This window comes from Flavobacterium terrae (assembly GCF_900142035.1).
Lineage (GTDB): Bacteria > Bacteroidota > Bacteroidia > Flavobacteriales > Flavobacteriaceae > Flavobacterium > Flavobacterium terrae.
In genome coordinates this window covers 192,417-206,187 of record NZ_FQZI01000001.1, presented here as the reverse complement: position 1 = coordinate 206,187, position 13,771 = coordinate 192,417, and the positions used below count along the sequence as shown (strand labels likewise).

The following is a 13,771-nucleotide window of genomic DNA, read 5'->3' as shown; positions in this document are numbered from 1 at the left end:
TAATCATTAAATTCCATGCAAACTTACTATTTTCGTCAATATCTTCGTAATTTTTTGTAATTTTGCATGGATTTGTGTCCAATAAACAAAACAAAAAAATAACATGGAGGATAAAAGGATTTTGTATGTATCATCCGAAGTAGTGCCCTATCTTGCTGAAAATGAGGTTTCTTTGATGTCTTATGATGTGCCAAAAATGATTAATGATCGTGGTGGGCAAATAAGAATTTTTATGCCAAGATATGGTAATGTAAATGAAAGAAGACATCAATTACACGAAGTGATTAGGCTTTCTGGAATGAATTTGGTGGTGAATGATGTAGATATGCCGTTGATTATTAAAGTAGCTTCGATTCCAAAGGAAAGAATTCAGGTGTATTTTATCGATAATGATGAGTATTTCAAGAGAAAAGCAACGTTTACTGATGAAGAAGGGGTGCTTTATCCTGATAATGATGAAAGAGCAATCTTTTTTGCAAAAGGAGTAGTTGAAACGGTTAAAAAATTAAACTGGGTTCCAGATATTATTCATGTTCATGGTTGGTTAGCTGCAATGTTGCCAATTTACATGAAACATTACTACAAAGACGAGGCTTTATTTGCAGATACTAAGATTGTTACTTCAGTCTTTAGTCAGTCTTTTGATGGAACTCTAGATTTAGAAATGGGTAAAAAAGTTCAATTTGATGGGGTGCCTCAAGAAGCTGTTCAAGAATTGGATAATCCAACTTTCGAAAATATAATGATGGCATCAATCAATCATTCAGATGGTGTGGTGATTGCATCAGAAGACATTTCTTCAAATTTAACAAAATTTATAGAAGCTTCAAAAAAACCTTTTTTACCTTTCGCCTCGAAAGATACGTTTGCGGAAGCGTATACTGAGTTTTATAAAAATCAAATTTTAGGTTAAACTAATGACGAATACCATTTTTTTTAAGGGCCTAGCTGTTGCTTTTATGGCTTTATTTATAGTTTCTTGTGATAAGGATTACAATTCAATTGGATCAGATATTGTAGGAAATGAAAATTTTTTATTTGAAAAGTATACAGGTCCATTATCAATTAAGTCATCAAATCAAATTACTGGTCCAGTACAAACAAATGGACTTTACATTCACCAATTAGGAGTTATTGATAATTCATTGTTTGGAGGGCCGAATGAAGTAACAAAAAATCATTTTGCAACACAGCTTGCTTTGTCTGATTTTGAACCTGAAATTCATTCTGGAGTTCAAGTTGATAGTGTTGTTTTAACCGTGCCATATTTTAGTACTAAATTATCTACAGATTCTAATGGTTGGGGGAAATATGATTTAGATTCTATCTATACTTCTAATACTGTAGATCAAGAGTTTGATGCTATAAAGTTGAAGGTTTATAGAAATGGATACACTCTTAATAGTTATGATCCTAATGAAGATTTTGCAACTGCAAAAAAGTATTATTCGGATGACAATAGTAAGTTTTCAAGTAATATAGTAGATAATGTACTTAATAATGATCCTGATGTTAAGCAAAATGATCAGTTTGTTCCTGATAAAAAAGAGTATGTTAGGTTTAAAGTGGATGGTGATTTAAATATGATGCCAAAAACTAACGAAAATGTGCAGTCTAGAAGTAATCCTAGAATGCGCCTAAAATTGGATAAAAATTATTTTAAAACGGCTATTTTAGATGCTGCTAGGGACGAGACTAATCTTGGTACTAAACAATTTTTTACAAATAATTCTAATTTTAGATCATATTTTAAAGGTTTGTATTTTCAAGTTGAACAAATAGGTGCTAATTATACATCAATGATGCTTGATTTTGCAAAAGGTAATGTGACTATATACTACAAGCAGCATAAGACAGACAATGACACTTCTGCTAATCCAGAGTTAGAAATGAAAGAACTTGTTTTAAATATGTCAGGGCAAATGGTTAATCTATTTGAAAATAATGTTTCTATACCAAGTGGTGATTCTAGAATTTATTTAAAAGGTGGTCAGGGCTCTATGGCTTTTATTGAGCTATTTTCAGGAACTGAATTGCAGCAATTAAGAGATAAAAAAGTTTTAATAAACGATGCAAGTCTTTATTTTACAGTAGATTCTTCGCTTGGAAATCCAAATAGAATTTATCTTTTTGATGCAAATAATGACAAAGTTTTGTATGATTACTCAATTGATCCGACATCCGTTTCGACTAATCCAAAAATAAACAAATTTATTTTTGGAGGTATTCTATATAAAGACGATCAAGGAGTAAAAAAATATAGAATTAGGATTACTGATCATATAAGAAGAGTTTTAGCTTCAAGTGATTATGATAAAGAAAATGTTAGGTTGGGGTTGGTTGTTACAGAAAGTATAAATAATGTTTCAAATCTAGCTTTAAAAAATAAATTCACATTACCAGCATTGCCTTCAGGATTTGTTAAAGAGTTTGATAAAATTCCTTCTGGTTCAGTTGTTAGTCCAAATGGTGTAGTATTGTTCGGAACTGATTCAAGTCTTGATCCAGATAAAAAAGTTAAGTTTGAGATTTATTATACAAAACCTAATTAAATTATAATTTATGTGTGGAATAGTAGGTTATATAGGACATAGAGAGGCTTATCCGATTGTAATCAAAGGGCTTAAGCGTTTAGAGTATAGAGGTTATGATAGTGCAGGAGTTGTGCTTTATGATGGTAAGGATTTAAAACTTTCTAAAACAAAGGGCAAAGTCTCGGACCTTGAAGAAAGAGCTGCTAAAGAAATTACTTTTAACGGAACCATAGGGATAGGACACACTAGATGGGCAACTCATGGGGTTCCTAATGATGTTAACTCTCATCCACATGTTTCAAATTCAGGTAATTTGGTTATTGTTCACAATGGAATTATAGAAAACTATGAGCCGTTAAAAAAAGAATTAATAAATAGAGGATATGAATTTAAGTCTGACACTGACACTGAGGTTTTGATTAATCTTATTGAAGAAGTACAGAAAAAAGAAAATATTAAACTCGGTAAAGCAGTTCAAATTGCATTAAATCAAGTTGTAGGTGCTTATGCTATTTGTGTTTTTGATAAAAATAACCCAGACGAAATTGTAGTAGCACGTTTAGGAAGTCCTCTGGCTATTGGTTTGGGAGAAAACGAATTTTTTGTTGCTTCAGATGCATCACCATTTATAGAGTATACCGCAAATGCTATATATCTTGAAGATGAAGAAATGGCGATTATAAGATTGCATAAACCTCTTAAAATTCGTAAAATCAAAGATGATTCATTAGTTGACCCTTATGTTCAAGAGTTACAAATGAACTTAGAGCAAATTGAAAAAGGGGGATACGATCATTTTATGATGAAGGAAATTTATGAACAGCCTAGTGTAATTAAAGATACTTATAGAGGGCGTTTACATGCAAATGAGGGTCTTATTAAAATGGCCGGTATTGATGATAATATTGAGCGTTTTTCAAATGCTCAACGTATTTTGATTGTTGCTTGTGGTACTTCATGGCATGCTGGTTTAGTAGCTGAATATATTTTTGAAGAATTTGCCAGAATTCCAGTTGAAGTTGAGTATGCTTCTGAATTTAGATATCGAAATCCAATCATTAATGATAAAGATGTTTTAATAGCGATTTCTCAATCAGGAGAAACGGCTGATACTTTAGCAGCAATTAAGTTAGCTAAAGAAAAAGGAGCTTTTGTGTTTGGGGTTTGTAATGTTGTTGGGTCTTCAATTTCAAGAGAGACTCATGCGGGAGCCTATACTCATGCAGGTCCTGAGATTGGGGTGGCTTCAACAAAAGCATTTACAACACAAATTACGGTTCTTACAATGATTGCTCTACGTTTGGCTAAACTTAAAGGGACTTTGTCAAATTCTGATTATCATAGGTATTTATCAGAATTAGAAATGATTCCAGAAAAAGTACAAGAAGCGCTTCAAACAAATGAGGTTACAAAACAAATTGCATCTGTTTATAAAGACGCTCAAAATTGTTTGTATTTAGGAAGAGGATATAATTTTCCAGTTGCTTTAGAAGGTGCTTTAAAATTAAAAGAGATATCATATATTCATGCTGAAGGTTATCCTGCTGCAGAAATGAAGCATGGTCCGATAGCTTTGATTGATGAACAAATGCCTGTGGTTGTTATTGCGCCTAAGCAGGGTCATTATGATAAAGTTGTAAGTAATATTCAAGAAATTAAATCGAGAAGTGGTAAAATTATTGCAGTTGTTACAAAAGGAGATGAACAAGTAAGAGCTCTCGCTGATCATGTGATTGAAGTTCCTGAGACTTCAGATGCATTATCACCATTGTTGACGACAATTCCACTTCAATTATTATCTTATCATATTGCTGTGATGAGAGGTTGTAATGTTGATCAGCCAAGAAACTTGGCAAAATCAGTTACTGTAGAGTAAAACTCATTATGAAAACAGAATAAAAAAAGCACAAGAATTCTTGTGCTTTTTTTATTCTGTTTTGTGACATATATTTTGTTTAAAAATCGGTGAATTGACAAAAAAAAGGATTAAAATTAATGATGGCCAATTTTTTTAAGCCTTTTTTTATTTATATCAAAAATTATTGTACATTGGCTTTATAAACCAACAAAATTCAAAAGAATGAGAATGTATTTTACTATTTTGTCATTGTTTTTTTGTGCCTTAACTTTTGCGCAAAATACAATTTCAGGATCAGTGACTGATGCAAATTCGCAGCCAGTTGCTGGTGCAAATGTTAAAGTTGTAGGAGCGTCCACAGGGACGTCTTGTGGCTTTGATGGAAAATTTACACTTAAAACAAGTGCGGCTTTTCCTTTTACAATCGAGGTGTCTATGATGGGCTACAGTGCGCAAACCCTTGAAGTTTCTTCAAAAGAACAAGAAATAGTAGTTGTTCTTTCTGAAGAATCTACATCTTTAAATGAAATTGTTGTTTCTGCTTCTAGAGCTCCAGAGAGAGTCTTAGAATCACCAGTTACAATTGAGAGAATGGGGCCTAAGGAAATCAAAAACACTACAGCTGCAACTTTTTATGATGGACTTGAAAATTTAAAAGATGTTCATTTTAATACAAGTAGTTTTTCATTTAAATCACTTAATACGCGTGGCTTTGCTACAGTTGCAAACACTCGTTTTATGCAGTTGGTGGATGGTATGGACAATTCTTCGCCAGCATTGAACTTCATTTTAGGAAACTTGTTGGGTTTGAATGATGTTGATGCAGGAAGTGTTGAAATTTTACCTGGTGCTTCTTCGGCTTTATATGGAGCTAATGCATTTAATGGAATTGTTTTTATGAATAGTAGAAGTCCTTTTGCTAAGGAAGGAATTTCTACATATTTTAAATATGGAAGAACAGTTCAAGAAACTGCTGGGGATAACCCTGTTTATGACTTTGGTATTAGAGCTGCTAAAAAATTTACGGATCATTTTGCTGCAAAAGCAAATTTTTCAGTGCTTTCTGCTACAGAATGGATTGCTAATGATAGAAGAGATTTAACACAGAATAATTCAGGATTAGATTTTAATCCTAATTATGATGGTTTGAATACCTATGGTGATGAAGTTTCGACTAATATTAAAAGTGTTGGTCAGTCTCTGGCTAATTTAGGACTTATTCCTGCTGCTGCTGTAAATTTATTACCAAATTACAATGTTGCAAGAACTGGTTATGCTGAGCAAGATTTAAATAGTAATAAAGTTGAGAGTGTTAAGTTTGATGCTTCATTACATTTCCGTCCTTGGGCAACTTCAGAAAGTAACTTTGCAAAAGATATCGAGATTATAGCTCAACATAAATTGGGTACTGGAAATACTATTTATCAAGGAGCAAACAGATATTTTTTGAAAAATTTCTATATGGACCAAACAAAGTTAGAGGTTAAATCTAGAAATTTCTTTGTTCGTGGTTATATGACTACTGAAGATGCTGGGAATTCTTATGACATGCGTTTTGCTGCTTGGAATGTTAATCGTGCTTGGAAGTCAGACCAGAATTGGTTTGGACAATATGCTGGGGCATATATACAAGCTACTTTAGCTGGTCAAACTCCTGAAAATGCTCATAAAATTGCTAGAACTACTGCTGATACGGGCAGATACTTGCCAGGTTCTCCTGAATATAACGCTGCTTTAGCTTCAGTGATTAGAAATTCTGATTTTACATCAGGTGCTAAGTTTGTTGATCAGTCAAAATTATATCACACAGATGTTAATTATAACTTTAAGGATTTGATTCAATTTGCTGAAATTCAGGTGGGTGGTTCAATGAGAGAGTATGTTATGAATTCTGAAGGAACAATATTTACAGATTTTGACAAGCCATTGAGATATAGCGAATATGGGATGTATACTCAATTGCAAAAGAAAATGATGGAGGATAGGCTTAAATTTACTGGATCAATAAGATATGATAAGTCTAAAAATTTTGATGGAAATTTCTCTCCAAGAGCTTCATTGACTTATGCAGCTGGTGCGGATAAACAACACAACTTGCGTGTTTCTTACCAAACTGGTTTTAGAAATCCAACTACTCAAGATCAATATATTGGTTTAGATTTAGGTCCATTTGCATTAATCGGATCAGCTCCTGAAAATTTAGTTCGTTTTTCAGAAACGGTTACTGCTTCAAATGGTTCAGATTATACTTTAAATGGTAATAATGCTTACTATAATTCATTTACTTCTGCGTCTGTTCAGGCTTTTTCTGCAACAGGAGATGCTAGTTTATTAGAAAAATCAACATATGGATTGGTGAAACCTGAAAAAGTGCAAGCATTTGAAGTTGGATATAGAACTAACTTCGAGAAAACAGGTATTGATATCAATGGTTACTACAATATGTATAAGGACTTTATTAATACTGCAAATGTTATTGCTCCTTATTACGGGGAAGTAGGAACTCCGCAAGCAATTGCTGCCTTAGCAAGTGGTGACAGAAGGGTTTATCAAGTATATACTAATTCTAAAGCTGATATCACGTCACTGGGCTTTGGTATTGGTTTGAATAGAAAAGTTGGTAAATTTGACTTAGGTGCAAGTTATAATTATTCAGATTTTCAATTTGATGAGGCTTCAGATCCAAGTTTTGAACCTGGCTTCAATACTCCAAAACACAGAGTTAAAGGAAGTTTTGGTAGCGACAAATTGTTTAAAAATTTTGGATTTAATACTAACGTAAGATGGAATACAGAATATTTATGGCAGTCTTCATTTGTAGATGCTATGGTTCCTGAAAACGTTGTTTTTGATGCTCAAATTAACTATACAATTCCTTTCTTAAGATCAGTAGTTAAAGTTGGTGGTGCTAATATAGGTGGTAAAGACTATATTCAAGTGCCGGGAGCAGGTAATGTTGGTCAACAATATTATGCTTCTTGGACAATTAATCCATAATTAAGGTTTAATTCAATAAAGTAGAAAAAATGATAAAAAATATAAAATGGCTATTGTTTGCTTCGTTAAGTATAGTAGCGTGTAATGATGATGATGTTATTACAGAAGAACCTGTGTCTTCTGGTTCTGCAAATTTTTCAAAATATGTAGCTTTGGGTGATTCTTTTGCTGCTGGTTATAGTGACGGGGCCTTGTTTAAAGAGGCTCAGAAAACTTCTTATCCTGCAATTTTATCAGGTCAATTCATGGCTGCAGGTGGAGGAAGTATGACTATTCCCTATATGAATGATAATATTGGAGGTTTTACAAATACAGCTTTAGGAGGTCCAAGGCTTTATTTAGCTCCAGGGAATGTTCCAACTCCTGTTGCAGGTACACCATCTACCGATGTGTCGTCGCATTTATCAGGTGCTTTTACAAATTTAGGTGTTCCAGGTGCAAAAAGTTATCATCTTTTAGCTGGAGGTTATGGGAATATTGCTGGTTTACTTACTTCTCCGCCATCTGCAAATCCATATTTTGTTAGATTTGCTACTTCAAGTACTACTTCAGTTCTTGCGGATGCTTTAACTCAACAACCAACGTTCTTTTCACTTTGGATAGGAGGGAATGACGTACTTGGTTATGCGCTTTCTGGTGGTGATGGTTCTAATCCAATAACGCCAACTATAAATTTTGATGCAGCATATAATACTTTAGCTACTCAACTAGCCACAGGAGGAAGAAAAGGGGTAGTGGCTAATTTGCCTTATGTAACTAGTTTGCCTCATTTTACAACTGTTCCTTATAATCCCGTGGTTCTTAACTCTACTCAAGTTTCACAACTGAATAGTGGTTATGCTACCTATAATGGAGGTTTGGCTGTTGCCGTGACTAATAATTTGATCACTCAAGCAGAAGCAGACAGAAGAAGAGTTGTTTTTCAAGTGGGAGCTAATCCAGTTGTTATTGTAGATAGTTACTTGACAGATCTTTCTGCTTATGGTATACCGTCATACAGGCCGGCTACTGCTGATGATTATCCTGTATTACCTTCAAGTGCTTTTATTGGTACATTAGTTGGTGGTAATCCGGTAGCTATTAATGGAGTTTCGGTTCCTTTGGCCGATAAGTGGGTTGTAAGTAAAAATGAAGTAGATGAAATTATTGCTGCAACAGATGCTTATAATGTTACTATTGAGGCTGCAGCAAACGCAAACGGTTTGGCATTTGTTGATGCAAAATCAATAATGAATCAGTTAACAAGTCCTAATGGTATTTCTGTTAATGGATACACTTTAAAAGAAGATTTTGTAACTGGAGGTGCTTTTTCTTTAGATGGGGTTCATCCATCACCTCGCGGTTATGCGTTAATTGCTAATAAATTTATTGAAGCAATCAATGCTAAATATGGATCTACTTTAAAAACAGTTAATGTTGGGACATATAGAATTTTATTCCCTTCTATATTATAATGTTAATAAAGAATATTGAAGTAAAAGCCATCGGGATTCTCGATGGCTTTTGTGTTTTATGATGTTTAATTTTCAAGGAGTTAAAAAAACCAAAATTTTGTATTGTAATTCACAATTATAAAATTATCTTTGCACTCTGAAAAAACACTTTGTTTTTGATAACTAAATAGCTATTTAATAATACATAAGCATGTCTCAAGTAATAGGAAAAGTTGCTCAAATTATTGGACCAGTTGTAGATGTTGTGTTTAACACAGCTGATGCTGAGTTGCCAAAAATCTATGATTCATTAGAAATCACTAAAAACGATGGTACTAAATTAGTATTGGAAGTACAATCTCACATCGGTGAAAATACAGTACGTACAATCTCTATGGACTCTACAGATGGTTTGAGTAGAGGAGCTGATGTTAAAGCTACTGGTGCTCCAATTCAAATGCCAATTGGTGGAGATATCTACGGGCGTTTATTCAATGTAGTAGGTGATGCTATCGATGGTTTAGGAGATTTACCAAAAGAAGGTGCTAACGGATTACCAATCCATAGACAAGCTCCTAAATTTGAAGATTTATCAACTTCATCAGAAGTTTTATTTACTGGTATTAAAGTAATCGATTTAATTGAGCCTTACGCTAAAGGAGGTAAAATTGGATTATTCGGTGGTGCTGGAGTAGGTAAAACGGTATTGATTCAAGAGTTAATTAACAATATTGCAAAAGGTCACGGTGGTCTTTCTGTATTCGCAGGAGTAGGTGAAAGAACACGTGAAGGAAATGACTTACTTCGTGAGATGTTAGAGTCAGGAATTATTAAATATGGTGAAGATTTCATGCACTCTATGGAAAATGGTGGATGGGATCTAACTAAAGTTGATAAAGTGGGAATGAGAGATTCTAAAGCAACTTTCGTTTTCGGTCAGATGAATGAGCCACCTGGGGCACGTGCTCGTGTTGCTTTATCAGGTTTGTCAATTGCTGAGTACTTCCGTGACGGAGCTGGATCAGATCAAGGTAAAGATGTACTTTTCTTCGTAGATAATATCTTCCGTTTTACACAAGCAGGTTCTGAGGTGTCAGCGTTATTAGGACGTATGCCATCTGCGGTAGGTTACCAACCTACATTAGCAACTGAGATGGGTGCGATGCAAGAGCGTATTACTTCGACTAAAAAAGGATCAATTACTTCAGTTCAAGCGGTATATGTACCTGCGGATGACTTAACTGACCCTGCGCCAGCTACAACTTTCGCTCACTTAGATGCTACAACGGTATTGTCTCGTAAAATTGCTGAGTTAGGTATTTATCCTGCAGTAGATCCATTAGATTCTACTTCTCGTATCTTAACACCAGAAATCTTAGGGAATGAGCATTATGATTGTGCACAAAGAGTAAAAGAGATTCTACAAAAATACAAACAGTTACAAGATATCATTGCTATCTTAGGTATGGAAGAGTTGTCAGAAGATGATAAACTTGCTGTATCAAGAGCGCGTCGTGTACAACGTTTCTTATCTCAACCGTTCCACGTTGCTGAACAGTTTACAGGTATTCCGGGAGTATTAGTAGATATTAAAGATACTATCAAAGGATTTAACATGATTATTGACGGTGAGTTGGATCATTTACCAGAAGCAGCTTTCAACTTGAAAGGTACTATCGAAGATGTTATTGAAGCTGGTCAAAAAATGTTAACTGAAGCATAATTTTAATTATGAATTAGGAATTATAAATTATGAGTTTCATCTCATCGAATTATAACTCATAACTCATAACTCATAACTTAAAAAGATGATTGTAGAAATCGTATCACCAGAGGCCACTTTATTTTCAGGAGAAGTTACATCTGTAGCAGTTCCAGGAGTAAATGGTGAGTTCCAAATGTTAAATAACCACGCACCTATAGTGTCGTTGTTAGTAAAAGGGAATGTTAAAATTGTTGGGTCCAATATTAAAATTGCTAAAGAATTTGCAGCAAAATTTAATAAAGTAAATGATCAAACTTTTTGGTTGCCTATCAATTCAGGAACTATCGAAATGAATGATAATAAAATAATTGTATTGGCAGATTAATACAATTTGAAATAAAGCAAAAGCCAAACAGTAATGTTTGGCTTTTTTTATATTTTTATATTACTAAATCTACGTGTATGAAAACGAAAATTACATTTCTTTTATTAATGATTGTGAGTGTGACTCTCTATTCATTTAAACAACAAACATCGCCAGTTTTAACATTAACTAATATTAAAACCAATAAGAGTATTAAAGTTTGTGAAAAGTACAACCCTGATAAGATAGAGGCTCTTTTAGGTAAGGCTATAACTTTAGATAAAGAAATTCTTGAAAAAGGGGAAGCGCCAGTTTTTACTTTCAATTATGATGGTTTAGTTATGGAAATGCAAAACGATCAAATGAAATTGCTTACTATAACAAATAAAAAATGGAAGCTTAATAAGTTTACAATAGGTGTTAATGTTGAAGACATTGCAGCGGTACATGAAAAACATGATGCCAAATTTGTTCGTGATCGTCGTTTTAAAGTAAAAAATTCTAAAGCTGTGATTTTTGCTCAAACTGATAGCGAGCAAAAGGTAACTAAACTTGGAGTGGTGTTTTAATGGCAGAATTTCCTAAATCACTCCAAGAAAAACTTGATATACGTAAAGCTAACAATGCCTTGCGTTCGCTTAAGTCATCAAATGAATTAATAGATTTTTCTTCCAACGATTATTTAGGCTTTTCAAAATCTGAGGTTATTTTTGATGATAGCCATCAATTTTTGATTGATAATAAATATAAAACAAATGGTGCAACAGGAAGTCGTTTAATTTCTGGCAATCATCATCTGTATGTAGTTGCCGAAGAATATATTGCACAGTTTCATCAGTCAGAATCAGCATTGATATTCAACTCAGGATATGATGCAAATGTTGGCATTTTGAGTTCAGTCCCTCAGCGTAATGATATTATATTATATGATGAACTTTGTCATGCATCTATACGAGATGGTATTCAGCTTTCAAATGCAAAATCCTATAAATTTGAGCATAATGATCTAGAAGATTTGGAACAAAAACTTATTAAGTTTCAAGTTTTAAATTCCAACATTTTTGTTGTGATTGAGTCTGTTTATTCAATGGACGGTGATTCTCCTAGTTTAGAAGATTTAGTGTCTCTTTGTGAAAAATTCAAGTGTTATTTAATTGTTGACGAAGCGCATGCTCTAGGTGTTTTTGGAGAACATGGTCAAGGTTTGGTTCAATCGTTAGGTCTACAAAATAAAATTTTTGCAAGAATCATGACCTTTGGCAAAGGCCTAGGTTGTCATGGAGCAGTAATTTTAGGAAGTAATGAACTCAAATCGTATTTAGTCAATTTTGCTCGAAGTTTTATTTACACTACGGGACTTTCGCCTCATTCTGTAGCTACTATTTTAATTGCCTATAAAAGCTTGAGTGAAAATCAAGAAGCAATCCAAAGGCTTAAAGCAAATATTGTTTTCTTTAATCAAGAAAAAATGCGGCTAGGATTAAAACCTATGTTTGTATATAGTAAATCCGCAATTCAATGTGCTATAATTCAGGGTAATGATAATGTGAAGCGAATTGCTCTACAATTACAAAAAAACGGATTTGATGTAAAACCAATACTTTCTCCTACAGTCCCTGAAGGACAAGAAAGACTTCGTTTTTGCCTTCACAGTTATAATGCTGAAAAAGAAATTTCGGCTGTTATTGCTTGTCTTTACTCACTTTTGTAAATTTTTTGAATTTTTTTGTAACGTTTTGTTTATTCGATTACTTACGAGTCGTAAACAAATTAAAACAAAACATTATGAAAACTATAAACACATCAAAAATTTCTTCAGTTAATTCAATTATGCTTTTTTTAGCTTCATTTGGGATTAGTTACTCTTTAGTGAGCGAATTTGCTTTTGAGAGACCCAACAGAGAATTGTTAGTCATCATTATTTGCCTTTTAGCAGGGAGTTTTGCTTCTAAAAAAAGAGAAAAGGCAGAAAATAATAAATAAGAGTTTCACATCAATCAAAATTATCATCAATATAGAAAACTAAAAAAAATGAAAAAACTAATTCAATCTTCACTTTTAATTTTTGCTTCTTTATTAGGAGGATCTACAATTGCTCAAACAACAGAAAATACATTACTATGGGAAATATCAGGTAAGGGATTAACTAAGCCATCTTATTTATACGGCACAGTTCATATGATGTGTGAGTCTGATTTTAAAATAACTGATAAAACTTTGAAAGCTTTTTCTAAATCTGATAAACTTGCACTAGAAATAGACATGGATGATCCATCAGAGTTAATGGCTATGCAACAATCAGCAATGAGTAAAGAACCGCTCAGTAAAACTTTAAATGCTGAGGATTATAAAAAACTTGACGCCTTTCTGCAAGAAAAATTAGGACAAGGAGCAAAAACTTTTGACAACTACACTTTAATGACGATAATGAGTATGGTGATGTTCAAGTCATTAAATTGCCCTCCAAAAATGTATGAGTTTGAATTCATGAAAATGGCGAAGGAAAGAAAAATAGAAACCATAGGTTTAGAAAAATTAAACGATCAATTGGATTTTCTAAGTAAAGCATATTCTGACCATGAAATGATAGAGCAGTTAAAACTATATGGCTCTGACTATTTTAAAGAATTAATACCAGTATATACTTCAGAGCAGGTTCAAAAAATATATGAATTAACTACGGATGCTAAATTTATGAACAAAGAAGATAAAAAATGGATGTTAGATATTCGTAACAATAATTGGGTCAAAAAAATGCCTGAGTTAATGGAAAAAGAAAGTGTTTTCTTTGCTGTTGGTGCAGCACATTTGGATGGTGAACAGGGTGTAATACAGCTGCTAAAAAAAGCTGGATATAATGTAAAACCTATAATGAACTAA

The 13,771-nt window shown here is 33.3% G+C and carries 11 protein-coding genes; all 11 read left to right on the top strand.

The features are described 5' to 3' along the window. The first annotated feature begins 103 nt into the window (after positions 1-103). Positions 104-913, top strand: coding sequence for a glycogen/starch synthase (locus BUC09_RS00915; RefSeq protein ID WP_073307780.1), 810 nt, complete (start codon positions 104-106; stop codon positions 911-913). A gap of 46 nt (positions 914-959) precedes the next feature. Further along, complete coding sequence (locus BUC09_RS00910) at positions 960-2,552, top strand: BamH family beta-barrel-assembly machinery protein (RefSeq protein WP_159432925.1); 1,593 nt, start codon at positions 960-962, stop codon at positions 2,550-2,552. A gap of 10 nt (positions 2,553-2,562) precedes the next feature. Beyond that, positions 2,563-4,410, top strand: a complete 1,848-nt coding sequence (gene glmS, locus BUC09_RS00905; RefSeq protein ID WP_073307776.1) for a glutamine--fructose-6-phosphate transaminase (isomerizing) — start codon at positions 2,563-2,565, stop codon at positions 4,408-4,410. A 204-nt stretch (positions 4,411-4,614) separates the two neighbouring features. After that, a complete protein-coding gene (locus BUC09_RS00900) occupies positions 4,615-7,389 on the top strand; it encodes a TonB-dependent receptor (protein WP_073307774.1) in 2,775 nt (924 codons plus the stop codon). A 29-nt stretch (positions 7,390-7,418) separates the two neighbouring features. Then, positions 7,419-8,843: an SGNH/GDSL hydrolase family protein gene (locus BUC09_RS00895; RefSeq protein WP_073307772.1), complete on the top strand. Its 1,425-nt coding sequence runs from the start codon at positions 7,419-7,421 to the stop codon at positions 8,841-8,843. A gap of 190 nt (positions 8,844-9,033) precedes the next feature. Further along, positions 9,034-10,545, top strand: a complete 1,512-nt coding sequence (atpD, locus tag BUC09_RS00890; RefSeq protein WP_073307769.1) for a F0F1 ATP synthase subunit beta — start codon at positions 9,034-9,036, stop codon at positions 10,543-10,545. An 85-nt stretch (positions 10,546-10,630) separates the two neighbouring features. Continuing rightward, positions 10,631-10,912: a F0F1 ATP synthase subunit delta/epsilon gene (locus BUC09_RS00885; protein ID WP_073307767.1), complete on the top strand. Its 282-nt coding sequence runs from the start codon at positions 10,631-10,633 to the stop codon at positions 10,910-10,912. A gap of 77 nt (positions 10,913-10,989) precedes the next feature. Next, on the top strand, positions 10,990-11,460 hold the full coding sequence (locus tag BUC09_RS00880) for a hypothetical protein (protein WP_073307765.1): 471 nt from the start codon (positions 10,990-10,992) through the stop codon (positions 11,458-11,460). Continuing rightward, complete coding sequence (locus tag BUC09_RS00875; protein ID WP_073307763.1) at positions 11,460-12,602, top strand: aminotransferase class I/II-fold pyridoxal phosphate-dependent enzyme; 1,143 nt, start codon at positions 11,460-11,462, stop codon at positions 12,600-12,602. Before BUC09_RS00880 ends, BUC09_RS00875 begins: the two co-directional genes overlap by 1 nt. A 74-nt stretch (positions 12,603-12,676) precedes the next feature. Then, the gene (locus tag BUC09_RS00870; protein ID WP_143161837.1) at positions 12,677-12,874 is read left to right on the top strand and encodes a hypothetical protein; all 198 of its coding nucleotides are present in this window, start codon (positions 12,677-12,679) and stop codon (positions 12,872-12,874) included. A 48-nt stretch (positions 12,875-12,922) separates the two neighbouring features. Beyond that, on the top strand, positions 12,923-13,771 hold the full coding sequence (locus BUC09_RS00865) for a TraB/GumN family protein (protein WP_073307760.1): 849 nt from the start codon (positions 12,923-12,925) through the stop codon (positions 13,769-13,771).